Below are 26,954 nucleotides of genomic sequence, written 5' to 3' on the forward strand. Positions count from 1 at the left end.
CTTCATCTGCCCTTGCCCGGGAAACGCCTGCTGCGGATCGGCCACCAGCTCTCGTACCCATTTGCGCAGCACGTTCTCATGCAGCCCCAGATCACGGGCCGCCTGCGTCACCGCTACACCGCGCTCGTTAACCAGTCGCACCGCTTCAAGCTTGAACTCGCGACTGAACGTCCTTCGTGTTCCCATAAACCACCTCCGGCTTCATCATCCCACCTAAACCCGGTGTCTGTGAAACCGGCCGCAGTCCACTCGTCCGCCTTCCAAGCCAAGCATATCTATCAACTTCGCCGCATCGATATAGAGGTTCCCTACGGGACAGGTCTGCGCGGAAGCTCGGTGAGGATCAGGTTTGACCACGATAGAGCCGTGGGCGGACAACTATTGAGCATTACCGCAGAAGGATATTAAGAGCGTGGGCGAGATTGTTACTGCTAATGTCTGATTCCGGACCGTAGCGGACGTGGTCGCTGTAGCAGCATTGGACCGACGTGAGGTGGGGTATGGCTATATCGTCAGCAGGTTCGCGCAACATCATCGTTGACGAGTTCAACTACAAATGGCTCGTCCGCCGTAAAGGGACCTATAGCCAGTCAAATGCCTGGACAGGGCTAAGCTTTGCAGCTGAGCTAACTGATGGTGGTGGGAGCACGTTGCATGTGACGCTGTCAGCCCCTAGGTCTGATAACTACCTTGGCGTTCCCTCAGGCGTGGTTACCCCAGGACTTGTTGCAAAGGCGATTCGAGGGGCGATGGCCGCTGGCTGGGAACCGACCAAGCGCGGGCCGAGCTTTGAGATGCAATTTGACTGCTCGGATGGGGATGACACATCCCTCGTGCCACTGGGCTAATGTCCGCTTCCGACCCGAAACGGACATTTCCACAGAGCCAAGAATGCGAGCGAGACGTGGTCTAGGTCGGGAAGAAAGTTCATGCCCATTTGAGCGTTAAGGAATGCCATGCGTACGGTGACGGTGGATCAGTTGGAGTTTGAAGACCCTCAGACCGAAGAGCACTTGGAGATAGCGATCGCATCCAGCGCTCAATTTCCGTTTCCTGACGTCGAGAGCTTCGTTTTGTCTCGAGTGGACCCCGAGGCCATGCCGAAGCCGGGCGGTTGTCACCATGGGAGGATGGATCATGACGTTGCATGATCGCTTAGGGATATTCGTCGGCTTCTTGATCGGATGGCTGGCGAGCCCGTTGGTGCTGGCGGCCGACGCAAAGCCCGAACCGCTGATCGATGGCCAGGCCGCCAGCAACATCGCGGTGATGCTGGCGGGCCGCGTGACGGGTAGCCATGACTTTGCCGTGCCGGGCATTAATTTTGACCCGGCGGCTCGCGAGTGGGTGATCCAGATCGACGCGTCGCTCGATTCCCAGACCACGAAGCACTTCGTGGCGCGAGTCAACGAGTCCACCGCTCTTGCATGCCTTGAAGCGCCGCCCGCGACGGATTGCGTTGCCAAGGAAGATCTCCATTCACTGGTGGCCAGCATCCGTCAGAAGACGGATGCATTGGCGCTGGCCAGGAAACATCCCGCGCCTGACTTGAAGCAGTTGGCGGAAGTCATCCTGCGATATCAGGTGAATGCGGATCGTCCCAGGAACACTGCTGCGCCGAAGACGCGTTATTTCGTGAGCATTCCCTCCCCGGACACCGGAGGGCAAGTGGACCTGCCACCAGAAAACCTCGCCGACCTCCGGAAGGACCATATCGAAGCCTTTCCGGGAAGCACCTGGACACAGGGGGCGGCGAACGGTTCCATGGCCATACGCTTTGCCGTCGGCCTTCCGGTTCGTCGTCAGGATGGCAATTACGACGTGGCCTATAGCTACTACTGCGGTCCCCTTTGCGCCGGCTGGTATACGGCGGTGATGGCGCATGACGCGAGCGGATGGCACGTACTGTCTTCGGTGATGAGTGCTGTTTCGTGAGGGCGAATCGGCATGGAGGGCACCCATGCACGATCGACGCGCCTTCTAGTGTCCCTTGCCAATTCGCCAGCACGCTTCAAGAAAGCGCCGACGTTCGACCTCGCCATCGATCTCTGGTGCGAGGCGTCGGGCGAGCGTCTCCAGATCGCAGCCGCCCAGCGTGGCCCGACGTACCAGATGTCCGGCCACGGGGCCGATGTGCCTGGCCAGTTCCATTTCAAGCAGGCGCAGATGCGCCGCGTCGACGCTGGCGGTTGGATGCGTGGTGCCCGTATGCGCAGTGTTCCGACCTGGCTGCTGTTCGGTGATGGAGTCGATGGTGTCGACTCTGCCGAGCGCGTTGTCGAGGTAATCGCATAGACGATCGATATGCGGCTCTAGCGGTGGCGGGAAGGCATCCATCCAGTGCTGGGTGCTGAGGAAGTACTCCAGGCTCTTGGATGGCAGTACGTTCTCCAGCCGAAACGGAAGGATCGGCAATTGCTTGTGCACGGCCCGCTCGACCTCGCGCCGCACCTGACCCGAATCGTTGCTGCTGGCGGAGAAGATCAGCAACATCAGTCGTGCACTGGTGATCGCATCGATGATTTCGGCGGCCCAGTCTGCTGCTGGGGAGATGTCGCGCGGTGCGATCCATACGCGCATGCCGCGCGCCTCCAGGCGCTGCACCAGCGCGAACGCCACTTGTCGATCCGGCTGCGAATAGCTGACGAACACGTCGTGTGCCATGGTCAGCGGCCCAGCAGTTTCATTGCCTTGTCCAGGCTCTTGCGCATGCGGTTGAAGGCCGCCGACAACGCGGCCACTTCAGAACCGCCGCCGCTCGGAAAATCGGGAGCTGAGTCATCGCCCAGGCTCACCTGGTCGGCTATTCGCGCGATGCGCCGCACCGGGCGGATCACCAGCACGTAGAGCGACGCATTGACGACCATGAGCACGATGACCAGCATCGCGGCGATGGCACTGAGCACGTCGCGACGAACGCGCCCGGCGCTGGCTTCGGCGCTGGCGAATGGCACCGAGACGATCTGCGCGCCGACCACTTCGTTCGCTTGCCAGCCAAAGCCGTTGTCGCTGCCGTAGCGCGCGAGCATGGTTGCGGGCGCTGCCGAGGGCAGGCTGTGGCAACCCAGGCAGCCGGCATCGACACGGATCGGGCGCGCCAGGTAAAGCGTCCGCCCCATCGGGGTATCGCGTGTCCCGCTCATCTCCCGGGCGCTGCTGTCGTTGCGGAAGCGCTGCACGATGTCGGCCTCCCAGTCCGTCGCGCGATCGCGTGGATTGGTCGGATTGAGCGTGGCTTCCTTATAGGCGTAGTCGGGGTGTGTTTTGTGCAGCGTGAGGAAGTTCTGCGTCGCCGCATAGAACGGCACGCTCTGCGGGCGAAACGCGCTGGCCATCTTGTCGTCCAGCAGTGGGACGATCTCGGTTTCGGTGTAGTAGCGGATCGCCGCCGCGCTGTCCATCATCAGGCCGGCCTGCGCCAGCACTTCGCGCGTCGCGTTTTGCTGCAGGGTGGAGGTCACCACCAGGGAGATCGCGATCATGCCGAGCGCGAAGGCGACGAGCAGTATCAGGTTGATCCGCAGCAGCACGCTCGGCTCCCTTGCCGGAACGCAGATCTGCCGACCTGGTCCCGACGGAGTTCATGACGGTTGGAACGTCCGTTGCGTCCTGCAGTCACGTTACTCCTGCCACCGGGAAATCATGACACAAAGCGCCGGAGGCGGGGCTCGGCCGCTTGACGTTGGGTTTGGAGCTCATTGGGGGTTTGTCAGCGCGGCAAGGGGCGCGGTAACGTCAGGTGCGCAGGCCCGGCCCGTCCATCGGAACGTTTGCCTCGGCTCGTTGACCATCCCAACCCCGGTTGCCGAAAGGAACGCCATGAGCAGTGCCGCACCTCCGTTTTGCGCCATCTACCGCTGGCGCTTGCATCCCGGCTCCGAAGCGACCTTCGTCGAAGCCTGGTCGAGGATCACCCAGTTGCTGCGTAGCGAACGTGGCTCGCTGGGTTCGCGCCTGCACCGGGGACCGGATCGACTTTGGTACAGCTATACGCAATGGCCATCGGCGGAAGCCAAGGCCGAAGGGTTGGCGCGCGCGTCGGTCGATCCGCAAGCGTGGCAGCGACTGCGGGATTGCATTGCTGAAAGCCTGCCGGAACTCGTGCTTGAGCCGGTGGCGGATTTCCTGGCGCCGCTTGCGCACGACGCCGATGAAGCGACGCCGTCTGCGTGATGACGTCGCGAGCGGGCCGGCCACCTGCGCGGTCGTGCATCCGTTGTGCTGCCTGGGCGTGGTCATCACGCGGAGAAGTGCGCATTGACTGATGATCCAAACGGACCCTGTGCGTCCTCGTGGGTTCGCGAGCATCCCAACTGCAGGATGCATCAGGCCGGTCTCGCCGATGAATGGCAGCGGTAGGCGCTACACCAATGTCACACGTTCGTGACTTGATGAAAGTAAGTGTGTTGCGCGGCGACTCTGCCGTTGGCGCAAGACACTTCGATTCGCAAGAAAATGTGACATTGAATAAGGACGCAACTCATGAAAACGACACTAGCCGCAGCGATGGCCGCCGCGCTTCTCCTCTCCAACGCAGTGATGGCCCAGGAGCACGAGCATCCCCCCGGCGATGAGCATCATCAGGAAAATGCCGTGATGCATGACCGTGGTGCGAAAGAAGGCTGGTACAAGAAGGGCGGCGCCGTTCCGCGCGAGTATCGCGACGACCGCTACGTGGTTTCGGACTGGCGCTCGGAGCATCTGCGCGAGCCGCCACGCGGCTACCACTGGGTTCGTAGCGACAATGGCGAATTCCTGTTGGTAGCAGTTACCTCCGGCGTGATCGCCGACATCTTGATGAGCCACTAGTCGATCCAGCTTCAGTCGCCTCAGGGCTGTCCATGGCGCATCACCGACGTTGCCGCAATCGATAACGCCCCGGTGATGCGCCAAACTGCCTGCGGAACGCGCTGCTGAATGCAGCGAGGCTGAGATAGCCGCAATCGAGCGCGGTTTGCGCCACGCTGGCGCCGGTGGAGAGCATCGTGACGGCGTGGATCATGCGAGCCTTTTGTCGCCAGGCTTCGATGGTCAGTCCGGTCTCCTGTGGAAACAGTCGTTGCAGGGTGCGCAAGCTGGCGCCTGCCTCGTTGGACAGCGCTGGCAGGTCGCGCTCATCGCCAGGCGCACAAAGAAGTATCTCTGCCAACTTCGCTGCGCGTCTGCTCTGCGGCAGGGGCAACATCAGGTCTTCGCTACGCGCCTGGCACAGCAGGTCAACCAGCAGGCCCGCCAGGCGATCGTGTTGCGGCTGCTCCGGCGTGAGCATGCCGATCCCAACGACATGCAGGATCAACTCGCGCAGCAGCGGCACGACTTCAAGCACGGCGGGCTGGCCTGGCAAGGGCGTCGCGCGCGAGGGACGGATGTAGAGCGTGCGCAGGCTGACTTCACCCTGCATCCTGATGCTGTGCCTGATGCCGGCTGGCAGCCAGATGGCCCGCGTGCCGGGGATAAACCACGCCGCCGTATCGGTGATGACCTGCATGACGCCAGAGGCTGCGAACACCAGCTGGCCCCAGCGATGCTGGTGCTCGGCCAGCAACGTGCCCGCGTGAAAGCTCAGCGCGAGCGTGCGGACGTCCTGGTTCTCGCCCTCGTCATTCAATCGAACACGCCCGGCTCGTATTGCATCGCGCCGACAAAGTTGCCTTCCGTGTCTTCGAAATAGATCAGCTCGCCGACGCCGTCGATGCGGTAGGGCTGCATCAGGATCTTGCCGCCGCTGGCTTCGATGGCGGCGATGGTGGCCTTCAGATCCGCCACGCCGAAACTCGCTTCGTAGCCCGCCATGCGTACGCCGGGAACGATGTCGCGCCGTTCCTGCAGTGCGCCGAGCAGTCCTTGTCCGGCGTTTTTGATCTGGTAGAAGCCGGGCGGCCCCCAGGGCGTGAACGACCAGCCAAACACGCGCTCGTAGAAACCCCTGGCGCGTCCCACATCGTCGGCGTTGATCGCGAAGTGACGAAATACGGCGGGCATCGGGCAGCTCCTTGGAGGAAGAACCACGATCAGCTTATCCGCGCCGGCAATGGCGCGCGCCCTAAGATATGCCAGAAACCGACTGTCGTGCGCCACTATGGCTCGCGCTGCCGCCGTCCGCTTTTCAGCTGACGCCGGTGACGATGCCCGCCGCGATCCAGCTGGCCAGCAGTTCGCCGGCCCGGGCGATGCCTGCGTCTTCGCCGAGGCGCGCCACCAGGGCATCGCAGAGCGCGCTGAAACGTGGATCGTCGCGCAGCAAGAGCAGGGCGTCGTGTTCCACCGCGTCGATCTGCTTCAGCTGGCAGGTATAACCCTGCCGCCACGTCACAACTCCGCCAGGCACCGCGAGCATTTCGCTTTCCGGTACTTCGGCGGCCTGTTGCAACGTAGACCACAGGTCCGGCGCATTCGTCGTCACCGATCGCTGGCGCAGGCTCGGCGCGAGTTGGAGGCGTGCCGTATCCCAATCGACGTCGGCCAGCTGATCGCTGCACAGCGGCGTTGCATCCGGCGCCACGAAGGACTCGGACAAGGACCATTCGATCCACGCGAGCTCGTGCACGTCGGGATTGTCCGGCAGCATGCCGCGCAGCGTGTCGTCGAAATCAGCGCCATACGCATCGAGCGTCCAGCCATGCGGCGGTCGGCTGTCGATATGGCGGATGGCCGCTTCAAGAAACAGCGTCGAACCCAGCCAGGCGTGCAGCAGCGGATAGCTCGCTTCCAGCACGCTCACCAGCTGGGCGCGGTAATTGTTCTGGTAGACCGTCATGCCCATCCCCGCGCGGGGATCGACGCGCCGCGCGGCGTCGGGCGAAGCCCGGGTCAGCCAGTCGCGAAAATCGCGCTGCAGCTCTGCGAGCGTCATGCGGCCTCCCGCAGGTCCCGGGCGCGCTCGCTGATGCAACGTGCGATCGCCAGTTCGTCCAGCAGTTCGGCCAGGGGCGGAATGGCATCGTCGCGCTCGATCATGCTGGCGACTGGTCCGAGCAGCGACATGGCCTCGGCATAGAGCGACCACACGTCGTCGCATACGGGTTGGTCGTGCGTGTCGATCAGCAGATCAGTGACTTCGGTGTGGCCTGCCAGATGGATCTGGCGCACGCGCTCGGCAGGCAGGCCGCGCAGGAAGGCGTACGGATCAAGGCCGTGGTTGCGCGAGCTCACATAGACATTGTTCACGTCCAGCAGCAGCCCGCAGCCGGTGCGACGCGACATCGCCGCAAGGAACTCCCACTCGGTCATGTCGCTCTCGGCAAAGGCCACGTAACTGGAGGGGTTCTCGAACAGCATCGAGCACCCCAGTGCCTCCTGAGCCATGTCGATATGTCGGCAGACCAGATCGAGCGCTTCGTTGGTATACGGAAGCGGCAGCAGGTCGTGGGAGTTGAAGCCCGCCACGCGTGACCAGCTCAGGTGATCGGACACGAACAGTGGCTGGATCTCGTCGACGAGCGCACGCAGTCGGCGCAGGTAATCATGGTCGAGACCGTCGGCCGAACCAATCGACATCGACACACCATGCAAGGCCACCGGATGACGCTCGCGCACCTGGCGCAGGATGTGACGCGGCTGGCCGCCATCCACCATGAAGTTCTCGGAGATCACCTCGACGAAATCGACCGGCACCTTGGTCTCGAGAAAGTCGCGGTAATGCTCCTTGCGCAGGCCGAGGCCGAAACCAGCAAAGCTTGGAGGTGGCATGAACATGGCAGGGTCCTTAAGAGGAGAAAGCGGGGCTTGCACCATGCAGAGCCCCGCAAGCGACTTACTTCGGTTCGGTAAGCGTGCCGCCTTCGGCGACGCAGGCGCTCTTGGTCTTCACAACGACGCCCTGGCCCTTGCAGGTGTTGAGGCCCTTGCAATCGTTCTTGGCGGTGGCGCACAGGCTGGTGCCCTTGCAGGTGTTGACGCCGTAGCAACGCACGGGCTCTTCTTTGGCGCCGGACTGATCGGCCGCACGCACGGGCGAGGCGATCGAGGCGACGGCGAGGGCGACGAGCGCGGCGGCGGAGGCGAAGCTGGTGCGCTTGATGGAGGCGGTAGTCATGCTCAGATTCCTTGATGGATGAAGTTCGATGGGACGGGACGGGATGTGCTCAATGCACACTGGTGGCGGCTTCCTCGATCACCTTCGCCACCGCTTCGGGCTGCGAGATGTAGACGAGGTGGCTGGCCTTGATTTCGGTGACCTTGGAGCCGGCACGCTGGTACATCCAGCGCTGCAGGTCGGGGCTGAGTGCATGGTCTTCGGTGGTGAGCACGGCCCAGCTGGGCTTGCTGTGCCACGCGGCCGCAGACACCGTGGCGTTGAACGCGGCTGAGGTGGCCTGTGCCTGCGACACGGCGAAGAAGTTGGTGCGGTTTGGGGTGAGGTCGGCGGCGAAATCGGCAGCGAATTTCGACGGCTCCACATACAGGTGGCCATCCCGAGTGGCGACGATGTCGTTGCTCGGCGACGGCATCGAGCCGACCAACTGGCTCAGGCTCTCGCCTTCGCTCGGCTGCACGCCGGCCACATAGACCAGGGCCTTCACCTTGTCGCGATTGCCGGCCATGGTGATGACGGCGCCGCCATAGCTGTGGCCGACCAGAACAACGGGACCGTCCTGTTGGCGGATCAGCTCGCGGGTCAGGTCGATATCGTCGGCCAGCGTTTCGATGCGCGGCTGCTCGACGGTGACGTGGTAGCCCTTGTGGATCAGGATGTCGTGCACGACGCGCCAGCCGGAGCCGTCGACGAAGGCGCCGGGCACGATCACGATGTTCTTGACGCCAACGGGGACGGAGGTCGGCGTGGGTGCGGCTTTGGGCGCCTCGTCGGCGAGGGCAGGGCCCATCGATGCCATCAAGGCGATGGTGAGGCTCAGCAGGGTACGCATGGGTGTGTCCTTTCGGTAATCAGGGATGAAAAGTCGTGGTTGAGGTCGTCGTGTTCAGTGCGGCGTGCGGCGCTGGCGCAAGAGCTGGTCGAGCGACCACGTGCCACCACCGCGCACGGCCAGCGGCAGCAGCAGCGCCGCCCAGCTCAGATGCGTCGGCCATGCGTCCGGGTATACGAAAATCTCGATCACCGTGGTCATGCCCAGCAGCGCCAGTGCGGAGATCCGCGTGGACAAACCCAGCACCAGCAGCAGCGGGAACAGATGTTCCGCACCCGTCGCCAGGCGGGCGGCCCAGTCGGATGGAATCAGCGGCAGGCGGTATTCCGATGCGAACAAGTCGTACGTCGAGGGCTTGATCGAGAGGAAACCTTCGACCTTCGTGCGTCCCGACTGGAAGAACACCGCCGCAATGCCCAGACGCGCCACCAGCAAGAGCAGTGCGTCGGGCAGCAGAGACGAGTGGCGTCGGGCGGTCAGCGTCCTCGGCGACTGCGCGACGATCTGCGTACTGATCACGACTTGGCCTCGAGCGTGCCATGCCCTTTGGGCGTCTTGATGGTGGTGCAGGTGCCTTTGTCGACCAGTACCCAGGCATTGCCCTGAAAGTCCGCCTTGGAGGTGCCGGCGCAGCTGGTGCCGGGACCGGCTGCGCAATCGTTCTTGCCGGCAAGGGCGACGCCGTAGCACTTTTCCATCGGCTTCTTGGCGTCTTCGGCGTGGCCGCTCGCGGCGAATGCGGCGAGGCTGAGGGCGAAGGTGGCGGCGAGCGTGGCACGTGTGCGATTCATCGGAGGATTTCCTTGGGTTCGATGGCTGGGATGGCTCAGACGAGCGTGATCACGACGTCGATGTTTCCGCGCGTCGCCTTGGAGTACGGGCAGGTCTGGTGGGCGGCGTCGATCAGCTGCTGCGTGACGTCGCGGTCGACGCCCGGCAGGGACACGTTGAGACGCGCCTGCAGCGCATAACCGTCGCTGCCCTGCACCAGGTCCACTTCAGTGGACACGCGGGTGTCTGCCGGCAGGGCGATCTTGTTGGCGCGAGCGGCAAGACCCATGGCGCCGATGAAGCAGGCCGACCAGCCTGTGCCAAACAGCTGCTCCGGATTCGTGCCGGCCTTGCCGGAACCCGGGGGCGACAACTTGATGTCGAGCTGGCCGTCGCTGCTGTGCGACTGGCCATCGCGGCCGCCGGTGGTGGTGGTCTTGCCGGTGTAGAGAACGGTGCGGTCTGACATGGGAGGTTTTCCTTGGCTTGGTTTGGTTGGCTTGGCTGTCGATCAGCCGGTGTGGCCATGAAACCGTCGCCGCGTATCCGCGATGTGTCGCGCTCCTGGTCGAACAGCATCGAAATGTGTAACGGCGCCCCGCCGATACATTCGGATACAAACCGGCGCCCGGCAGGCCCCATGCGGGCTGGCAGGGCAGATACAAAGCGATACAAAAAGCCGGTGCGCACGACATCCCCGATACAAACCGGGCTGTTCTCATACACATCACCCTGGCGCGTGCGCCGTCCCTGATGTCCTGAGGAGAACCCCATCCATGAAACTTCTGCGTTATGCCCTTGCTGCCGCGGCTTTCGGCGCAGCCCTGGTCGCCGCCTGGCCCGGTGCGTCGAGCATCGCCAATGCACAGACCCCCACCACCCAGGCGGTGGCCCCCGATTTTGCCGGCGCCAATCAATGGTTCAACTCGCCGCCGCTGACCATGCAGTCGCTGCGCGGCAAGGTGGTGCTGGTGGAGTTCTGGACGCGTGAATGCATCAACTGCGTGCATGTGCTGCCGCATACCAAGGCGCTCTACGACCGTTACGCGGTTGACGGCCTGGTGGTGGTCGGCGTGCATACCCCCGAGTACGACGAGGAGCGCGATGCCCACGCACTCAAGGACGCCATCGGCGCGCTCGACATCAAATATCCGGTGGCGATGGACAACGACTACCGGATCTGGAACGCCTGGGGCAATCGCTACTGGCCGGCGATCTATCTGATCGACCGCGAGGGCCACGTGGTCTATCGCCACGTGGGCGAAGGCGACTACGATCGTACCGAGGAACGTATCCGCCAGCTGCTCGGCAAGGCGTAAGGCAGGCGATACGGCATCAGATCATGGGAGACAGCATGGAACACATCGACCAGGTCCTGGTCGTCGATGACGACCACGGCATCCGCACCGGCATCGTGGATTACCTGCGCAAGAACGGCTTGCGCGCCACCGGCGCCGCCGACGGCCGCGAGATGTTCGCGCAGCTGGATACCTCGGCGTTCGACCTGGTCGTGCTCGACATCATGATGCCCGGCGACGATGGCCTGGTGCTGTGCCGCACCCTGCGCGGCGGCAAGCACAAGCATGTGCCGGTGGTGCTGCTCACGGCGCGTGACGACGAGACCGATCGCATCATCGGTCTGGAAATGGGTGCGGACGATTACGTCACCAAGCCATTCTCGCCGCGTGAGCTACTGGCGCGCATCAAGGCGGTGATACGCCGCACGCGCATGCTGCCACCCAACCTGCGCGTGACCGAGAGCAGCGACAGCATTGCGTTCGGACGTTGGCGCCTGGATACCACGGCGCGCCATCTGCTTGATGAGGACGGCACGGTGGTGTCGCTGAGCGGCGCGGAATTTCGCCTGCTGCGCGTGTTTCTCGATCATCCGCAACGCGTGTTGTCGCGCGACCAGCTGCTCAACCTCACCCAGGGCAGGGACGCGGAGCTGTTCGATCGTTCGATCGATCTGCTGGTGAGCCGCCTGCGCCAACGTCTGCAGGACGGCGCCCGCGACCAGACCTATATCAAGACCGTGCGCAGCGAGGGCTATGTGTTCTCGATGCCGGTGATCCTCAACGGTCAGGAACCATGAACGCCGCAACCGTTATCGAGCCGCGTCGCTGGCTGCCGCGCAGCATGGCGTCGCGGCTCTACCTGATCATCTTCGCGGGCTTGATGCTGGCGCAGGGCCTGTCGTTCGCGCTGCTCTATATGGAGCGGATGCAGAGCGCGACCGCGGTGATGTTCAACACGTTGGAACACGACGTGGGCACCTCGGTGGCGGTGATCGACCGGCTGCCGGCGGCGGAGCGCCCGCGCTGGCTCAACCGCCTGGAGCGCGACAACTACTTCTACATCCTCGGTCCAGGCGAGCCCGGCAATCATCTCTCCAACCAGCGCTCCGCGTACGTGACCAGCATGATCGCCAAGGAGGTCGGGCCCGACTTCCGCGTATACGGCAATACCATTTCGACGGCGCCTGAACGGTATCAGGTCCACTTCACCCTGCACGACGGCTCGCCGCTGACGCTGCAAATCACGCCTTACATGAAGCCGGTCGCCAGCTGGCTGCCGTTCGTTTTCATCCTGCAGGTGATCCTGCTGTTGATCTGCACGTGGCTGGCGGTACGGTTTGCCACGCGTCCGCTGAGCACGCTTGCGGCCGCCGCCGATGCCATGACGCCCACCGCTGACGGCCCGCGCATGTCGCAGGAAGGACCGGTCGAAGTGGCGCGTGCGGCCAAGGCGTTCAACACCATGCAGGACCGCATTGCGCGCCATCTGCAAGAGCGCCTGCACATCCTCGCTGCCATCTCGCACGACCTGCAGACGCCGATCACCCGCATGCGTTTGCGCGTGGAAGCGTTGGACGAGTCGCCAGAACAGCAGCGCATTGTCGAGGATCTGAAGGAGCTCGAGCATCTGGTGCGCGAAGGCGTGGCCTATGCGCGCAGTGCGCACGGCGGCTCGGAAACACCGGTACGAATGGACCTGGGCGCCTTCGTCGAGAGTCTGGTGTTCGACTATCAGGATGTGGGGCGGCCGGTATCGATGACCGGTCAGGTGGCTGCCACCGCCACCGTTCGCCCGCAGGCCTTGCGTCGCGTGCTGGCCAACCTGATCGATAACGCGATCAAGTACGGCGGTGCGGCGGAGGTCGCGGTGCAGGACGACGGATCGGGTGGATTCAGCGTCATCATTGCCGATCACGGCCCCGGCATTCCCGAGCACGAATTGGAGCAGGTGCTGCAGCCGTTCTATCGCCTGGAATCGTCACGCAATCGTGACACCGGCGGCGCGGGGCTGGGGTTGGCCATTGCCGCACAGCTCATCGCTTCGATCGGCGGTCAGCTGCGGTTGTGCAACCGGGAAGGGGGTGGCCTCAAGGCCATCATCAGCCTGCCGTGAGCGGCAGGTGTTGCGTAGAGCAATGGGCTTTTTTGTCAGCGCCTACACGCTCCACGCGATATGAGACTGGGCAAACCCTGAGCTCGGTGGCGGCCATGGGGCTTCACTAAGTTCCAAGCCCGCCGCGGCACGCCAGTTCTTCTACTACAGGCCCGAGTGAAGTGTCCTATGCCCGAACCCGTTGTCGGCAGCACGCAGATGGAATTTGCTCCCTCAAGCCCAGGCAGCTTGGGGGCCGCCATGCGGGATCTTGACTGGTCGCAATCGCCGCTGGGTTTGTCCAACACCTGGTCCCCGAGCCTGCGCACCACGGTCGGCATGCTGCTGGCAGCGCAGGCGCAGATCGTGTTGTTCTGGGGGCCGCAGTTCGTCGCGCTCTACAACGATGCGTATGCGCCCACTATCGGCGACAAGCACCCGCGCGCATTGGGTCGCCCAGGTGCGGAAAACTGGGCGGAGCTTTGGGACGATCTCGAGCCTTTGCTGACAGGCGTGCGCACGACCGGCCGTACCTTCACGGCGAACGATCGCCCGTTCTATATCGAACGCCACGGTTACGGTGAAACGGTGTACTTCGATGTCTCCTATTCCGCGGTGCCCGAAGCGGACGGCTCGGTCGGCGGCGTGTTGTGCATCGTCTCGGAGACCACCGGCCGGGTAGTGAGCGCGCGGCGGCAGGCATCCTTGCTGCAGCTGGAAGACTCCTTGCGCCAGATCGCCGATGCGGACGGCGCCAAAGCCGTGGCAGTTGAATTGCTGCAACGCGAATTGCCGGTGGAAGCCGTCAGTTACGCAGACTTGGGTGGCGATGACATGGCGGCCGATCCTTGTCGGCTCGACATTCCCGTATCGCGCAACCACATCGCCGTGGGCGCCTTTCACGTCACCTATCCGGCTTCGCGCCACTGGAATGATGACGATGCGCAGTTTGCGCGCTCGGTTGCAGAGCGCACCTGGTCGGCCTCCGAACGCGCACGCGCCGAGACCTTGTTGCGCGAGTCCGAAGCCCGCCAGCGACAGGATGCCGACCGCGTGCAGTTGGCGCTGTCGGCTGGCGCGATCATCGGCACCTGGATGTGGGATCTGCCGCATGATCGCCTCACCGTCGACGAAAAGTTCGCGGTCAGTTTTGGACTTGATCCTGCACTGGGGCGCGTCGGGCTGAGCCTTGCGCAGGTCCTCGCCACCGTCCATCCCGACGACCGGCCGCGCCTGGAACGGGCGATTGCCGAGGCGATCGAGCACGGCGGTCCGTATGCGCACCAATATCGCGTGCGCCGTGCCGACGGCAACTACTACTGGGTCGAAGCCAATGGTCGCGTCGACCAGGGTGGCGACGGCAAGGCCGCTTCGTTTCCTGGCGTGCTCATCGATCTGGAAGAGCGCCGTCGCGCGGAACAGAAACTCGCGCTGAGCGAAGCGAAGTACCAGACACTGTTCAACGAGATCGACGAAGGCTTCTGCGTCATCGAGTTCCTGGACGGACCACATGGACCGTTGAGCGACTACGTGCACATTGAGGCCAACCCCGCATACAGCGTGAACACGGGCATTCCCAACATCGTCGGCAAAAAGGTGCGCGACATGGTGCCCGATGAGGCCGGGGCATGGGTGGAGATCTATCGCCGTGTGCTGCTCACTGGCGAAGCCGTGCGCTTCGAGCGCGAGCTGGAGGCGACCGGCCGCTACCTCGAACTCGCCGCCTTCCGCATCGAGCCGCCCGAGCGCCGCCAGGTGGCCGTGCTGTTCAAGGACGTCAGCGCCCGCAAGCGTGCCGAAGACGAACTGCTGCTGCTCAATCGCGAACTCGCCGAGCGCGTGGCGCAGGCGGTGGCCCAACGCGAAGCGGCGCTGGCGCATGTGCACGAGATGCAGAAACTGGAAACCATCGGCCAGCTCACCGGCGGCGTGGCGCACGACTTCAACAATCTGCTCACGCCCATCGTGGGTGCGTTGGACATGGTGGCGCACATCCATGAGGACGACGAACGCACCCGCCGCCTCACCGGCGCGGGGCTGCAGGCCGCCGAGCGCGCGCGCACCCTGGTGCAGCGCCTGCTGGCGTTTGCGCGTCGACAACATCTGCAGGCGCGACCGGTCAATCTGCGCCAGCTGGTGAACGGCATGGAGGATCTGCTGGTCCGTTCGCTGGGGCCGCAGGTGCTGTTGAAGATCGAATGCGTGGCCGGGCTGCCGTTGGCCATCATGGATCCCAACCAGTTCGAGCTGGCGCTGTTGAATCTTGCTGTGAATGCGCGCGATGCCATGGTCGATGGTGGCGCGCTCACCGTCAGCGTCGACCTGGACCACGTCGTGCAGCACGCGAAGCTCGCCGAGGGGCGCTATATCCGCGTCTCAGTGTCCGATACGGGCGCAGGCATGGATGAGGACACGCTCAAGCGCGCCGTCGAGCCGTTCTTCACCACCAAGGCGAAGGGGCAGGGCACCGGCCTTGGCCTGTCGATGGTGCATGGCCTGGCCGCCCAATCGGGTGGCGACTTCGCGCTCGCCAGCACGCCGGGACGCGGAACCACAGCCACCTTGTGGCTGCCCGCATCCACCCAGGGCGTGGACGAGCAGGCGGCGCCACCCGCGGTGACATCGCTGCTGCGCCGCGGACAGGGTGCGCACGTCCTGCTCGTCGATGACGAGGAACTGGTGCGTTCCGGCACGGCCGACATGCTGAGCGATGCAGGCTACGTGGTGCGGCAGGCGTCGTCCGGCCATGAGGCACTGGCGCTGTTGCGTGCAGGCCTCGATGTGGCCGTGCTGGTGACCGATTATGCGATGCCCGGCATGTCCGGCACGCAGCTGGCGAGCGAAGCCGTGCAACTGCGACCGGCGCTGCCAGTGTTGATGATTACCGGCTTCGCGTCGCTCAACGACGACACCGTCGCCGAGCTGCCGCGCCTGTCCAAGCCGTTTCGGCAGCACGATATCGCCGACGTGCTGGCGGATCTGCTTGAGAAGAGTCACGCGCGCTGATCGGCCGTATCGTTCGCCCTGGCCAAAGCAAGAGAGCCCGGCGGGTGCCGGGCTCTCTTCGAACGTCGCTGCGTGAGCTCAGGGCTCAATACCCGTCCTGGTAGCCCTGCTGATAGCCCTGCTGGTAGCCGTCGCTGGGCTGCTCATAGATGACCTGCCCTTCCTGCGGCTGCTCATACACCACGGTGGCAGGCTGGCGGTAAACCACGGGCGCCTGCTGGTAATACGTCGGCGCGGGTTGATAGTACGTCGGGGCAGGCGCCACCGCCTGCGTCACGATGCCGGCTACCGTCGCGGCGACAATGGCGCCCGCGATCCAGTTGCCGGCATTGCCGTGACCGCCGTGGTATCCGCGATCGTGATGCCAGTCGCCGCGATCGCGGCCCCAGCCGCCTCGATCATGGTTCCAGTTGCCTCGATCGTGGCCCCCGCGATAGCCGTTGTCGTGCCCCCAGCCATCGCGCGCGGATGCAGCCATCGGCACCATCGCGGTGGACGCCACCGCCAGGCCAAGCACTACGCGTTGAGCAAGTGCGAACTTCTTCATGGCACACCTCCGTTGAACTGGAGTCGATGCTCGGGCTGCGGGGCTTAATGACTACTGAAATATCCTGCGATTCCGATGGCGCCCACGATTCGGTTGCCTGCCGTTGTGCTTATCGCTAGAAATTCGTCAAGCCACGCTTAGTGGTCGCTTAGTCGGGCTCTTACAGCGCGTTTGGCGCGCTGCTCAAGGACACAGCAAAGGAATGGAAACCCGCACGCGCAACCCGCGGCCAAACGGCGAGTCGAGCAATTCGATGGTGGCGCGGTGCAGGCTGGCGGCCCGGGCCACGATGGAAAGGCCCAGGCCATAGCCTTCGCCGCGGCTGCCGGCTTCGCGATGGAAGCGGGCGAACACGGCATGGCGTCGCTCGAGCGGGATGCCGGGCCCGTTGTCGATGACTTCCAGCGTGGCTTCCTGCTGGTTCTGCACTACCGCAAGCTGGATGCGACCGCCGGCGGGTACATAGCGCAGCGAGTTCTCCAGCAGATTACGCAGCAAGGCCACCAGGGCGGGCGCATAGCCTTGCACGACCACGCGGCTGTCATGCAGCACGAAACCCAATTCAACGCCACGGCGCTGCAGGCCGGGCGTGAGTTCCTGGACCACCCCACCGGCAAGGTCGACCAGGTCCACTGCCTCGAACGGGCTGGATGCCGCACCCGCCTCCAGCTTGGCCAGCGCAAGCAGCTGTTCGATGCGGCGGCCTAGCGTGACGACGCTGCCGTGGGCGCCGGCGAGACTGTCCTGGATCTCGTCGGGATCGACGGTCTCCATGGCGCTTTCCAGGTTGAGCTGGATCGAGGCCAGCGGTGTGCGCAGCTCATGCGCCACGTCGGCGCTGAAGCGGCGCTCGCGTTCCAGCGCGTCTTCCTGGCGGTCGAGCTGCTCGTTGAGGGCGTTGAGCACCGGACGAAGTTCGCGCGGTGCGTCAGGCAACACGATGCGTGCGCGGCTGCCGGGCTCGCGCTCGGACAAGGCCGTGGTGAGGCTGGCCAGTGGACGCAGTCCGCGACCCACCGCCCAACCGACCAGCAGCGCCAGCACGGGCAGCCCGAACAAGAAGGGCAGGCCGTGATCGAGCCACAGCGTGTGCACGATGTCTTCGCGACTGTCGTAACGGTCGGCGACGCGGATCACATAAGCGCTGTTCGGATCGACGTAGTTGAACACGCGCCACACGTGGTGCTGCTTTTTCAGGTCGTGGTAGGCCGAGCGATCATCCGGGGTGGCCGGCAAGGTCATCAGGTTGATCGTGCCCAGCACCAGCCTGCCTTGCCGGTCGAACACCTGGAATCCCACTTCCGACTCGTGCGTGGCTACTTCGCCCTGCGCAGCCAGCACGCTTTTCTTCTGCACGGGAACCAGCAGGCCCTCATGGCCAGCAAAGGTCTGGACGCCGGCTTGCTGGATCAGCGTGGCGATGGTGTGCGCCGCCTCGGCCAGGCGGGCATCGGACAGCACGGCCATTTCGGAGCTGGTGCGGCGAAAGCTGTAGAACGCCAGCGGCAACAGGAACAGCAGCAACAGCGCGATGATCATCCAGCGCAGGCGACCGCGCAGGCTGGTGGGCTTCACCGCGGGTCCCGCGGAATCATGTAGCCAAATGCGCGCACGTTCTGGATCGTGTCGAAGCTCAGCTTGCGGCGCAGCGAATGCACGAGCACATCGAGCGCGCCGTCGGTCACCTGGCGCTCGCTGCCGTAGAGCGAACTCTCCAGCGTGTCGCGGCGGACGACGCGGCCGCTGCGTTCCATCAAGGTCTGCAGCAGCGACATTTCGCGGCGGGTCAGATCCACCCTGTCGCCGCGGAAGGTGACTTCCAGGGTGGCCAGATCCAGGCACAGCGCGCCGGCTTCGATGCGATTGGCGGCCAGGCCTTGCATGCGGCGCGTGAGCGAACGGATGCGCGCGCCCAGTTCATCGAGATGGAATGGCTTGGTGAGGTAGTCGTCCGCACCGGCATCGAGGCCATGCACGCGCGCCTGCACGGCATCGCGCGCGGTGAGGATGAGCACAGGCGTGCGTATGTCGTTGCGGCGTGCCTCGGTGAGGATGTCCAGGCCGTCCTTGCCGGGCAGGCCCAGATCGAGCAGCACCAGGTCGGCCGTCTGGTCCTGCATCGCCCCGATGGCCTGCGCGCCATCGGTGATCCAGGTCACCGCGTACGACAGGCGTTCAAGTGCGCGCTGAATCGCCGCGCCCAATTCCAGATCGTCTTCCACCAGGATGATGTGCATCGCATGCCTCGGCTACGAGAACGGCGGGCCATGGGGCCCGCCGGGTCAGCGTTCGATTGTCTTTCCGTTTTGTTACCGTCCCGGGAAAAGCTGCCCATCCCTGGGCAATCGCACCTGCCCGCGAGCCATGCGGAGCCCGCGGACAGGTACTAGGGGGCCTTGGAAGCGGTGGGCACCAGGCCAGCCGCACGCAATTCCTCGCGGGCGGCCGCGAGATCGTGCTGCAAGGCAGGCGAAGCGAGCATGTCGGTGGCGAGTGCCTGGCCGAATTCGCGGCCCGCGTAGATGTCCTGCAGCGTGTGCACGCCCTTCACCACGCGGCGCCAGCCGATGTCGCGGGCGTGCTGCATCAACGCATCGGCATCCTGCGGAAACAGTTGCGCGAGCAGGATGGCGTCCACCGTGGCGCGGCTGGCATGACCGCTGGGATAGCCGAAGCTCTTCTTCGCCAACGCTTCGGGATGCATCGCGCAGTCCGACGCCGGCGGACAGGGGCGCACGCGCTTCCAGTGGTTCTTGGAGAGGTCGACGGCTTCCTTGGTCTCGTGTTCGGCTTCCTTGAACAGCGCGGCCACGTGAGGGAGCTTGTCTGCACGAAAATCCGCGCCGATCACCGGGGCAAAGTCGAATGCGTTGAATTTCTCTTCCTGCTTCGCCTGGGCGAAATCAGAGGAAGAGCGCGCGGCGAAGGCGCGATCGGTGGCATCGCGATCGGCCTGGTCTTCCGCGCTGCCCGGCGCGCTCGGCGGGGGCAGAGCGGACATCACCGCGTCGACTTGGGCGGTGCTCAGGTAGACGTCGGCATGCGTGTCCTTGGCAGCGGACAGGGACGGTGCGATCAACAGCAGGGCAAGGAGGGTGTGCTTGAACTTCATCGTGAACTCCCCCGTCACAGCGCCAGCGACACGGAGGCGAACCAGCTGCGCCCCGGCAGCACGTAGTACGACCCCACGTTGCCGCTCACCGAGTTGATCACCAGGTTGTGCRCATCAAACAAGTTGTCCACCTGCAGGCGCACCTTGTAACTCTTGATCCACGAACCGGTGAGGTTCTGGCCGTAGCCCACGCTCATCGCCGCCTGCCAGTAGCCACCGGTGCCGATGGTCGAGGTCACCGAGGAGGCCACGTCCGGATTGAAGCTGGAGTTGTACGCCTTCTGGCTGCCGGAATACTTGTCGTACAGCGAGGCGAAGAAGCCGTCGTTCTCATACATCACGCCCAGCGCGGCCGTGCGGTCCGGCACATTGGGGATATCGAGCTTGGAGCCCTTGAACGTCGCGTCCTGCAGCGAACCGTTGGCAAACACGCTGGTGCCCGAACCTACGTAATAGGTGAGCTCGCCTTCGATACCCTTGATGTACGCGCCCTTGGCCAGGTAGTAGACCGCATCGGTGGTACCGGGCACGGTGGTGGAGAACTGGTAGTTCTTGAAGTTGATGAAGTACACATCGGCGTCGGCATTGAAGCGCTCAGTCTTGTAGACCGTGCCGAACTGGTAGTTCATCGTCTGCTCGGGCTTGGTGTTGTCGAGCGCCGGATTGGGCACGTAGAACTCGTTGAGGTTGGGCGTGAGCATGCCCTGCGCTGCGGTGGCGTAGATGCTCCAGTCATCGCGCAACAGATAGTTGGCGGTGAGGTAACCCAGCGTCTTGTCCCAGCTCTGGCTGTAGTACAGCGGCGTCTTGCTGGTCTGGTTGATCGGCGCCTCGATGTCGCGGCTCACGTTGAAGTACTTCACGCCCGGCGTGATGCTCAGGCCGTCGTACGCGTACCACTCGTACTCGGCGTAAAGCTGGCCGGTGTGCAGCTGGTCCTTCATGGTGTACTTGTACGGCCCGCTGTACACGCCCTTGCTGTTGAACGTGCCAAACGTCGACGCGCCCGGCTTCACATCGATGGCGCCGTCGCGGCCGTAGTCGATGGCGATGCTGCTGCGCTCGTTGTTGGTGTACTCGTACCAGCCGCCGGTGCGGAACTGGCCGTGGTCGTCGGCGTGCACCAGCTGGAACACATCGCCCCAGGCGCGGTAGTTGTTGATCTTCACGTAGCCGCCCATGTTGGTCGGCGATGCCTTGGTGCCCACGTAGGGGCTCTCGTGGCTGGTGTTGTCGTAGGCGTAGGTATAGACCTTGTTGTCCACCGACCAGGTGTCCGACAGCAGGCTGTGGATGCCCAGGTATTCCAGGTCGGTCTGCTTGGTCTGGAAGTTGTAGCAGGCGCAATTGGTGCTGGTGGGATCGTTGTTGAGGCCGAAATTGCGGCCCAACTGGTCGATCTGCTGCAACGTCAGCGAGCTGAGGTTCGGGTTGTTGAAGCGGATGTAGTTGTAGTTGCTGAGGAAGGTGATCTCAGTGTTGCTGCCGATCGGCTGCACATATTTGATATAGCCCGTCTTGCGCGAGGTGTCGCCGTCGGTCTTGGCGGTATCAGTGCTGATGTACTGCGCGCTGGCGATCAGCTTGCCGCCACCGAGATCGTCGAGCTTGCCCGTGTTGAGCTCCAGATGGGTCAGCGAGGTGTCGTAGCTGCCGAAGCTTTGCGTGGGAATGAACGAGAACGAATCGGTCGGGTCCTTCGAGCTCAGCGCCACGGTGCCGCCGAACGTCGCCTCGCCAATCGTGCTGGCGCTGCCGGGGCCGCGATCAATGAGAACCTGGCCGATCATCTTGGCCGGGAAGTAGCTGCTGGTGTGATGGCTGAAGTCGTTGGTGTCGCCAAACGGAATGCCGTCGTAGGTGACGTTGAAGGAGTTGTCATTGAAGCCACGCAGCGTCATCTGCTTGGATTCGCCCAAGCCGGGGCCGGCCGTGCTCACATTGGTCACGCCCGGCGCGATCGCCGCGATCGTGGCGTAGTCGGCCGTGGGCGCCACATGGTTGCTGATCCAGTCCAGCCCAATCACCGACTGCGGCTGGGTGATGTTGAGGTCGGCCTGGGTCGGCGCCTGGGTGATGGCCGAGGTCGCAGAAGAGCCCTGCACTTCCACTTCTTCCAGTTCCTTCGGTGCCCTCAAGGCATTGGCGCTGGGCTTGGACGGCGAAGCGTCCGCCGGTGTGCTGGCTGCCGTCGTATCGGTATCGGCGGCACGCGCGGGCAGGCTGAGCGACAGGCTGGCAAGCAGGGCGAGCGCGACTGCGCTGGAAAGAGGACGCAAGACAAGCTGCGACGCGTGATAGCGCCGACGGAAAGAGGAAGACATGGCGGCCCGAGTAGTGGCTGGATTCAGTGCACTAGCGTGGGTTCGCCATTTGACAGTTCCGTTTCACAGGGGTGATGCGCAGTGGCGGTTTGCTTAGCGCCGACTTAGGCCTGGCCTGAACGGCTTCACTGCGGAGGCGCCTACCAGTTAATGCGCATGCCCAGGTTTCCGTTGACAGCCTTCACGCCGTCGTTGAAACCCTTGTCATAGCTGATCGTGGCATACAGCGACGCGCTCTTGCTCAACTGCGCGCTCAGGCCGGTGCCCAACTCCCACCAGCTGCCGCCCAGATCCGAATGGAACGGGATATTGCCGGTCTGCGAGGAGAACAGGGTGACCGCATCGGACTTGAACTCATGCCAGAGGTTGGCGAAGAACCACCCCGACAGCAGGCGGGGCTTGCTCGTCTGGTCCCACTCCCAGGTACGCGACGCCCGCCCGCCCAGGCGTGCGGCGAGTGAATCGGCGTCGCGGAACTGCACGTGCGCCGAGCTATCGTTCGCACTATTGAGATGCAGCGACTGGTAGATCACCTGGCTCTGCGGTTCGAGTGACCAGCCGCTGGCAAAGGTGAACGGGTAGCCGCCCTCCAGCGACAGCGTCGTGCCAAATCCGTGGGTGGCAAGACTCTGCTGTTCGTTCGATGACTTGGCGTCGTACCAGGTGCCTTGAACGACGCCATCGAGGTACCAGTCCTTCGCGCCAAAGCGCGTCCAGTAGCCGCCAATGGAATAGGAATCAAAGCGGTCGTTGCCCGCCGAGGTGTCGTCGTAGTTGGTCACGCCACCATGGCCGTGGCCGACCGACGAGAGTACGCCGGCAAAGTCGCGTGCGCCGTCGTCGTGTTCATCGCGATAAAGATCCAGACCAGCTTGCACCGCGACCATGTTGTCGTCGAACGAAGGACCATCGCGATAGATGCCGCCGCTCTTCGCATCCCATTGCCCGTCCTGACCGATCACGCGTGCCCACACGCCGCTGGCGCCGAAACCATCGCCCGACAGATCGCGCAGCTGTTCCTCTTCGCCCACGCGCTCGTGCAACGTGCCTATCAGCGCCCTGCCGTAGTTGAGCGCCATCGAAGGGAGGGCGGTGTACAGCGATACCTCAGGCCGGTAATACGCCACATAGGGTCGCGTCGCCGTCGGCGTACCAGGCGCGGGCATCGTAATGCCCAGCGCATCGAGCACCTCGGCGGGAGGACTGGGATCTTCCGAGCGCAGATACCAGGATTCGGGCGACGACGCATCGCGTGCACCCTTGAACAAGGCATATTGATAAGGGCCAGCCTCCAGCGACGTGCCGAGCGCGAAAGCATCGGGCGTGGTGACCGCCAGCCMGGAGGCGGCCACCACCAGAATGCCGTTACCCGGCGTGGTGGCGCCCAGGCCGCCGACGTTGGTGATATTGAGCACCGTATGCCCGCTGGTGGTGCCTTTGCTGACGACCAGCAAATCCGAGTTGGATGTGTCGTCGCTCAGCACGGTATTCATCGCGATACGCGAATTGCCCTGACCCACCAGGTTGCCGACGAACAAGCTGTTGCCCACGCCTGCGCCCGCCAGCTGGATCAGGTTGTTGTTGGTCAACGTGCCGTTGATCGAAAAGTCGCCCTTGCTGCCGCCCTGGAACAACGGCAGCGCATCGGCCACGGCAATCGTGCCGTCGTTGGTCACCGGACCACCCGAACCGTCGAAATTGCCGATCATGCCGTAGCCGCCCAGCGTGGCGCCGCCGGCCACATGCACCGCGCCGCCGCCCGCAATCGCTGCGGTGCTGTTGGGCACGTTGCCCACCACCAGCGTGCCTGCATTCACCGACGTCGTGCCGCTGTAAGTATTGAGTGCGGTAAGCACGGTGGTGCCAGTGCCGTTCTGCTGCAAACTGCCAATCGGGTCGGGCGTGGTATTCGTCCAGTCGCTGATGACGCCGTTGAAGGTGACCGTGTCCGAGCGGTTGAAGACCAGCGTGCCGCCATCCTGCACATCGCCCACGATGCTGCCACTCGTTCCGCCGTTGCCCAGTTGCAAGGCTCCGTTGGCGATCACCGTGCCGCCGGTATAGGTGTTGTCGCCGGTGAAGATCGTGGTGCCGCTGCCGAGCTGCTTCACGCTGCCGGTGCCGGAAATGACGCCAGGGATGGTGGCCGTGTCTGAGCGATCGATGATCAGTCGCCCGTTGTTCGTGACATCACCGACGATGCTTCCGCTGGTGCCACCATTGCCTAGCTGAAGCATGCCTGCTTGTATCGTGGTGCCGCCGGTATAGCTGCTGTTGCCGGTGAGCACCGTAGTGCCCGTGCCTTGCTGAATCACCGCGCCGCTGCCGGAGATCGCACCGGCGAACGTTGACACATCGTTCCGATTGAAGACGAGCGCGCCGTTGTTGGTCACGTCGCCGACGATGCTGCCACTGGCGCCGCCATTGCCCAGCTGCAAGGTGCCGGCACTGATGGTAGTGCCGCCGGTATAGCTGTTGTTGGCGGTGAGCACCGTAGTGCCGGTGCCCTGCTGCGTCACCAAGCCGCTACCGGAAATAAGGCCGGAAAACGTCGTGTTGTCGCTGCGATTGAACACCAACGCGCCGTTGTCGATGACGTCGCCGACCAGGCTGCCGCTGCTGCCGCCATCGCCTAGTTGCAGCGTTCCTGCGCTGATCGTGGTGCCACCGGCGTAAGTGTTGCCAGCGGTGAGCACGGTGGTGCCAGTGCCTTGCTGCGTTACCGATCCGGCACCGGAAATCGCGCCTGCGAAGGTCGAGATATCGCTGCGGTTGAACACCAAGGCACCGTTGTCCACCACGTCGCCGACGATGCTGCCGCTGGTGCCGCCATCGCCCAGTTGCAGTGCACCCGCATTGATCGTGGTGCCGCCGCCATAGGTGCTGTTGCCAGTGAGCACGGTGGTTCCGGCGCCTTGCTGCGTCACCGAACCTGCGCCGGATATCACGCCCGCGTATGTCGACACGTCGCCGCGGTTGAATACGAGGGCGCCATTGTCCACCACGTCGCCAACGATGCTGCCACTGCTGCCGCCATCGCCCAGTTGCAGTGTTCCCGCATTGATCGTGGTGCCGCCGGTGTAGGTATGGTTGGCCGTGAGCACGGTAGTGCCGGTGCCTTGTTGCGTGACCGATCCAGCGCCGGAAATCGTGCCCGCGTAGGTCGAGACATCGCTGCGGTTGAACACCAGCGAGCCGTTGTCAGTCACGTCACCGACGATGCTGCCTGTGCTGCCGCCATCGCCCAACTGCAACGCGCCACTGCTGATGGTGGTACCGCCGGTGTAGCTGTTGGCGCCGGTGAGCGTCATGCTGCCGGCGCCGGTTTTTACCAGCCCGCCGCCCCCGGCGATCACGCCGCCAAAGGACGTGGATGTTCCCAGACCGCCCGTGGTGAGTGTCCCCGCACCCAGGTTCACGGCGCCCGCGCCCGCGAGGCTGCCGATGGTCTGATTGGCGTTACCCAGATCCAGCGTGGCGCCACTGTTGACGTTGAACGCGCTGGCAGGCGAGAGCAGGTTGGCGCCGCCGGCTTGCAATATTCCACTGGCGACGGTGGTTGGCCCCGTGTATGTGCCGGCACCCGACAGCACCAGCGTGCCGTTGCCCGCCTGCGTCACCGCACCGCTGCCCTGGATAGGCGCGGTGATATTGAGATTGCTCGCGCTGGCGAACACGAGCGTGCCGTTGTCATTGATCTGCCCACCGATGGTCAACGCAGGTGCGGTGAAAGTCGCTGTCGTACCCGGGTCAAGCGATAGATTGGTCAGCGCATAACTGGCACCGGATAGCGTGACATTCGCGCTGTTGCGCAGCGCCACCAGTTGCCAGTTGGGAATGGCGTTGGCAAACGCGGTGGAGCTAAAGCCATCGAACACCAGCGTGTTATTGCTGCCGCCCACGCCTGCGTTGATCGAGCCCGTGGTGGTGGAACCCGCTTCCAGCATCACCGTGTTGTTGGACTGTCCCGCGCCGAACAGGATGGCACCGCGGCTGCCGCTGAGCGTGCCCGCATTGATCACCGTGATGCCGTTCGCATTGGGACCGTTGCCGTAGAAACCATAAGCGTTGTCGCTGGTCACGCTGGCGCCGGCTTCGTTGGTGAAGGTGCCGGGGCCCGCCATTTCCACGCCATTGCCGGCGATTGCCACGGTGTTGCCGCTGGCAATCGTTGCGTACGCGCCGTGGGCCGCCACGATGCCGTAGTTGAGGATGGTGCTGGCCACCACGCTGTCTGAGCGAATGCCGGCGGACGATGACCGTGGGCTGGTGCCGGAAATCGAGCCGAAGGTATCGATCCTGCCGCGATTGATCAGGACATTGCCGGCCGTACGATTGGCAGTGCGCGCAAAGATGCCGACCGAATTGCTGCCCGTGGTCCTGATCGTGCCGTCGTTCTCCAGTGTGTTGCCGAAGCCGACGGTGGTGCTCGATGCATTGTTGGGATCACCCGCCCATATGCCATAGGCATTGATGAAGGTCGTGCTGATGCTGCCGCCATTGGTGACCGAGCTGTTGTTGTTCACCTGCACGGCGGCGCCGGTGGTGGCGATGCCTGCACCGGTATTGACGATCACTTTGGCGCCATTGCCCGGAATGACGAGTGTGCCGCTGCCCACCGTGATCGCATTGATGCTGCTGGTATAGGGATTGGGCGCGTTGGTATTGCAGATGACGGTGACGCCATCGGGCTGCAGTGCGCAGTTCGCGAAGGCGGATGATGACAGCGCGGTCATCAAGCAGGCGAAGAGCAGCTTAGGGGGCGGGTATGTAGCGTGATGTCGATGGGCGCCGCTGTTGCAGGGCTTCGCCGGATGACACGGCCGTCGTTGCAAGCCTTCGCGCATAACCCCGTCCCTATCGATACAAGGGCAGAYGGGGTGGTTGAGTAACATCGTGGCGGTGACTTGTTCGTGAAGTGCCACGCGCACGAACGC

25 protein-coding genes are annotated in these 26,954 nt (G+C 63.9%); 7 read left to right on the top strand and 18 right to left on the bottom strand.

The genetic code is table 11. The features are described 5' to 3' along the window. Positions 1–186 (bottom strand): transposase (locus AC1DMG_RS07420; RefSeq protein WP_477180176.1); only part of this gene is annotated, 186 nt, incomplete at its 3' end. Between the two features lie 951 nt (positions 187–1,137). On the opposite strand from AC1DMG_RS07420, the gene AC1DMG_RS07425 reads away from it, so the two are divergent. Next, a complete protein-coding gene (locus tag AC1DMG_RS07425) occupies positions 1,138–1,935 on the top strand; it encodes a hypothetical protein (protein ID WP_441611526.1) in 798 nt (265 codons plus the stop codon). Between the two features lie 45 nt (positions 1,936–1,980). Here the strand turns inward: AC1DMG_RS07425 and AC1DMG_RS07430 are convergent, their stop codons facing one another. Together AC1DMG_RS07430 and AC1DMG_RS07435 are read right to left on the bottom strand one after the other, a co-directional pair. Next, a complete protein-coding gene (locus tag AC1DMG_RS07430; protein WP_441604902.1) occupies positions 1,981–2,664 on the bottom strand; it encodes a toll/interleukin-1 receptor domain-containing protein in 684 nt (227 codons plus the stop codon). Between the two features lie 2 nt (positions 2,665–2,666). Next, positions 2,667–3,530, bottom strand: a complete 864-nt coding sequence (locus AC1DMG_RS07435) for a Tll0287-like domain-containing protein (protein ID WP_441604901.1) — start codon at positions 3,528–3,530, stop codon at positions 2,667–2,669. Between the two features lie 289 nt (positions 3,531–3,819). Between AC1DMG_RS07435 and AC1DMG_RS07440 the strand changes: the two genes are divergently transcribed. Continuing rightward, positions 3,820–4,173 (top strand): antibiotic biosynthesis monooxygenase family protein, encoded by a 354-nt coding sequence (locus AC1DMG_RS07440; protein WP_441604900.1) that lies wholly within the window; start codon positions 3,820–3,822, stop codon positions 4,171–4,173. Positions 4,174–4,482: 309 nt separating this feature from the next. Continuing rightward, a complete protein-coding gene (locus AC1DMG_RS07445) occupies positions 4,483–4,809 on the top strand; it encodes an RcnB family protein (RefSeq protein ID WP_441604899.1) in 327 nt (108 codons plus the stop codon). Between the two features lie 40 nt (positions 4,810–4,849). Here AC1DMG_RS07445 and AC1DMG_RS07450 read toward each other — a convergent pair whose 3' ends face one another. The 9 genes from AC1DMG_RS07450 to AC1DMG_RS07490 all read right to left on the bottom strand — a co-directional run bounded on the left by AC1DMG_RS07450 (position 4,850) and on the right by AC1DMG_RS07490 (position 10,107). Continuing rightward, on the bottom strand, positions 4,850–5,608 hold the full coding sequence (locus AC1DMG_RS07450) for an AraC family transcriptional regulator (RefSeq protein WP_441604898.1): 759 nt from the start codon (positions 5,606–5,608) through the stop codon (positions 4,850–4,852). Further along, positions 5,605–5,982 carry a VOC family protein gene (locus AC1DMG_RS07455; RefSeq protein ID WP_441604897.1) on the bottom strand — a complete coding sequence of 126 codons (378 nt, stop codon included), beginning with the start codon at positions 5,980–5,982 and terminating at the stop codon, positions 5,605–5,607. The genes AC1DMG_RS07450 and AC1DMG_RS07455 overlap by 4 nt, the downstream gene beginning before the upstream one ends. Before the next feature lie 124 nt (positions 5,983–6,106). Beyond that, positions 6,107–6,853 (bottom strand): HvfC/BufC family peptide modification chaperone, encoded by a 747-nt coding sequence (locus AC1DMG_RS07460; RefSeq protein ID WP_441604896.1) that lies wholly within the window; start codon positions 6,851–6,853, stop codon positions 6,107–6,109. Next, the gene (gene bufB, locus AC1DMG_RS07465; RefSeq protein WP_441604895.1) at positions 6,850–7,695 is read right to left on the bottom strand and encodes an MNIO family bufferin maturase; all 846 of its coding nucleotides are present in this window, start codon (positions 7,693–7,695) and stop codon (positions 6,850–6,852) included. The genes AC1DMG_RS07460 and bufB overlap by 4 nt, the downstream gene beginning before the upstream one ends. Positions 7,696–7,753: 58 nt before the next feature. Further along, a complete protein-coding gene (gene bufA2 / locus AC1DMG_RS07470; protein WP_441604894.1) occupies positions 7,754–8,035 on the bottom strand; it encodes a BufA2 family periplasmic bufferin-type metallophore in 282 nt (93 codons plus the stop codon). Between the two features lie 49 nt (positions 8,036–8,084). Further along, positions 8,085–8,867, bottom strand: coding sequence for an alpha/beta fold hydrolase (locus AC1DMG_RS07475; RefSeq protein ID WP_441604893.1), 783 nt, complete (start codon positions 8,865–8,867; stop codon positions 8,085–8,087). A 54-nt stretch (positions 8,868–8,921) separates the two neighbouring features. Continuing rightward, positions 8,922–9,386 carry a DoxX family protein gene (locus AC1DMG_RS07480; protein ID WP_441611524.1) on the bottom strand — a complete coding sequence of 155 codons (465 nt, stop codon included), beginning with the start codon at positions 9,384–9,386 and terminating at the stop codon, positions 8,922–8,924. Further along, positions 9,383–9,658, bottom strand: coding sequence for a BufA1 family periplasmic bufferin-type metallophore (locus tag AC1DMG_RS07485; RefSeq protein WP_441604889.1), 276 nt, complete (start codon positions 9,656–9,658; stop codon positions 9,383–9,385). The genes AC1DMG_RS07480 and AC1DMG_RS07485 overlap by 4 nt, the downstream gene beginning before the upstream one ends. Before the next feature lie 35 nt (positions 9,659–9,693). Continuing rightward, positions 9,694–10,107 (bottom strand): organic hydroperoxide resistance protein, encoded by a 414-nt coding sequence (locus AC1DMG_RS07490; protein WP_477180359.1) that lies wholly within the window; start codon positions 10,105–10,107, stop codon positions 9,694–9,696. Between the two features lie 307 nt (positions 10,108–10,414). Here AC1DMG_RS07490 and AC1DMG_RS07495 point away from each other — a divergent pair, with 307 nt between their 5' ends. The 4 genes from AC1DMG_RS07495 (at position 10,415) to AC1DMG_RS07510 (ending at position 16,034) form a co-directional block, all read left to right on the top strand. Next, a complete protein-coding gene (locus AC1DMG_RS07495) occupies positions 10,415–10,957 on the top strand; it encodes a redoxin domain-containing protein (RefSeq protein ID WP_441604887.1) in 543 nt (180 codons plus the stop codon). Between the two features lie 35 nt (positions 10,958–10,992). Continuing rightward, the gene (locus AC1DMG_RS07500; RefSeq protein WP_441611522.1) at positions 10,993–11,733 is read left to right on the top strand and encodes a response regulator; all 741 of its coding nucleotides are present in this window, start codon (positions 10,993–10,995) and stop codon (positions 11,731–11,733) included. After that, positions 11,730–13,049 (top strand): sensor histidine kinase, encoded by a 1,320-nt coding sequence (locus tag AC1DMG_RS07505; RefSeq protein WP_441604885.1) that lies wholly within the window; start codon positions 11,730–11,732, stop codon positions 13,047–13,049. Before AC1DMG_RS07500 ends, AC1DMG_RS07505 begins: the two co-directional genes overlap by 4 nt. Positions 13,050–13,289: 240 nt before the next feature. Further along, a complete protein-coding gene (locus AC1DMG_RS07510; protein WP_441604884.1) occupies positions 13,290–16,034 on the top strand; it encodes an ATP-binding protein in 2,745 nt (914 codons plus the stop codon). A gap of 85 nt (positions 16,035–16,119) precedes the next feature. On the opposite strand, the gene AC1DMG_RS07515 is transcribed toward AC1DMG_RS07510, so the two are convergent. The 6 genes from AC1DMG_RS07515 to AC1DMG_RS07540 form a co-directional block, all read right to left on the bottom strand. Continuing rightward, positions 16,120–16,581, bottom strand: coding sequence for a hypothetical protein (locus AC1DMG_RS07515; protein ID WP_441604883.1), 462 nt, complete (start codon positions 16,579–16,581; stop codon positions 16,120–16,122). 183 nt (positions 16,582–16,764) lie between these two features. Continuing rightward, positions 16,765–18,156 carry an ATP-binding protein gene (locus tag AC1DMG_RS07520; protein WP_441604882.1) on the bottom strand — a complete coding sequence of 464 codons (1,392 nt, stop codon included), beginning with the start codon at positions 18,154–18,156 and terminating at the stop codon, positions 16,765–16,767. Continuing rightward, positions 18,153–18,818 carry a response regulator gene (locus AC1DMG_RS07525; RefSeq protein WP_441604881.1) on the bottom strand — a complete coding sequence of 222 codons (666 nt, stop codon included), beginning with the start codon at positions 18,816–18,818 and terminating at the stop codon, positions 18,153–18,155. The genes AC1DMG_RS07520 and AC1DMG_RS07525 overlap by 4 nt, the downstream gene beginning before the upstream one ends. Before the next feature lie 149 nt (positions 18,819–18,967). Next, positions 18,968–19,693 (bottom strand): phosphatase PAP2 family protein, encoded by a 726-nt coding sequence (locus AC1DMG_RS07530; protein ID WP_441604880.1) that lies wholly within the window; start codon positions 19,691–19,693, stop codon positions 18,968–18,970. 14 nt (positions 19,694–19,707) lie between these two features. Next, positions 19,708–21,972 carry a TonB-dependent receptor gene (locus AC1DMG_RS07535; protein ID WP_477180360.1) on the bottom strand — a complete coding sequence of 755 codons (2,265 nt, stop codon included), beginning with the start codon at positions 21,970–21,972 and terminating at the stop codon, positions 19,708–19,710. A gap of 185 nt (positions 21,973–22,157) precedes the next feature. After that, positions 22,158–26,753, bottom strand: a complete 4,596-nt coding sequence (locus tag AC1DMG_RS07540; protein ID WP_477180361.1) for an autotransporter-associated beta strand repeat-containing protein — start codon at positions 26,751–26,753, stop codon at positions 22,158–22,160. Between the last annotated feature and the right edge of the window lie 201 nt (positions 26,754–26,954).

This window comes from Dyella sp. 01N36 (assembly GCF_056399745.1).

Excerpts from the sequence above, each read along its gene's own strand:
- AC1DMG_RS07505 (WP_441604885.1), top strand. The coding sequence starts at position 11,730 with ATGAACGCCGCAACCGTTATCGAGCCGCGTCGCTGGCTGCCGCGCAGC.
- AC1DMG_RS07460 (WP_441604896.1), bottom strand. The coding sequence starts at position 6,853 with ATGACGCTCGCAGAGCTGCAGCGCGATTTTCGCGACTGGCTGACCCGG.
- AC1DMG_RS07455 (WP_441604897.1), bottom strand. The coding sequence starts at position 5,982 with ATGCCCGCCGTATTTCGTCACTTCGCGATCAACGCCGACGATGTGGGA.
- AC1DMG_RS07510 (WP_441604884.1), top strand. The coding sequence starts at position 13,290 with ATGCGGGATCTTGACTGGTCGCAATCGCCGCTGGGTTTGTCCAACACC.
- AC1DMG_RS07425 (WP_441611526.1), top strand. The coding sequence starts at position 1,138 with ATGACGTTGCATGATCGCTTAGGGATATTCGTCGGCTTCTTGATCGGA.
- AC1DMG_RS07490 (WP_477180359.1), bottom strand. The coding sequence starts at position 10,107 with ATGTCAGACCGCACCGTTCTCTACACCGGCAAGACCACCACCACCGGC.
- AC1DMG_RS07500 (WP_441611522.1), top strand. The coding sequence starts at position 10,993 with ATGGAACACATCGACCAGGTCCTGGTCGTCGATGACGACCACGGCATC.
- AC1DMG_RS07440 (WP_441604900.1), top strand. The coding sequence starts at position 3,820 with ATGAGCAGTGCCGCACCTCCGTTTTGCGCCATCTACCGCTGGCGCTTG.
- AC1DMG_RS07525 (WP_441604881.1), bottom strand. The coding sequence starts at position 18,818 with ATGCACATCATCCTGGTGGAAGACGATCTGGAATTGGGCGCGGCGATT.
- AC1DMG_RS07495 (WP_441604887.1), top strand. The coding sequence starts at position 10,415 with ATGAAACTTCTGCGTTATGCCCTTGCTGCCGCGGCTTTCGGCGCAGCC.
- bufB (WP_441604895.1), bottom strand. The coding sequence starts at position 7,695 with ATGTTCATGCCACCTCCAAGCTTTGCTGGTTTCGGCCTCGGCCTGCGC.
- AC1DMG_RS07445 (WP_441604899.1), top strand. The coding sequence starts at position 4,483 with ATGAAAACGACACTAGCCGCAGCGATGGCCGCCGCGCTTCTCCTCTCC.
- AC1DMG_RS07485 (WP_441604889.1), bottom strand. The coding sequence starts at position 9,658 with ATGAATCGCACACGTGCCACGCTCGCCGCCACCTTCGCCCTCAGCCTC.
- AC1DMG_RS07515 (WP_441604883.1), bottom strand. The coding sequence starts at position 16,581 with ATGAAGAAGTTCGCACTTGCTCAACGCGTAGTGCTTGGCCTGGCGGTG.
- AC1DMG_RS07430 (WP_441604902.1), bottom strand. The coding sequence starts at position 2,664 with ATGGCACACGACGTGTTCGTCAGCTATTCGCAGCCGGATCGACAAGTG.
- AC1DMG_RS07530 (WP_441604880.1), bottom strand. The coding sequence starts at position 19,693 with ATGAAGTTCAAGCACACCCTCCTTGCCCTGCTGTTGATCGCACCGTCC.
- AC1DMG_RS07475 (WP_441604893.1), bottom strand. The coding sequence starts at position 8,867 with ATGCGTACCCTGCTGAGCCTCACCATCGCCTTGATGGCATCGATGGGC.
- bufA2 (WP_441604894.1), bottom strand. The coding sequence starts at position 8,035 with ATGACTACCGCCTCCATCAAGCGCACCAGCTTCGCCTCCGCCGCCGCG.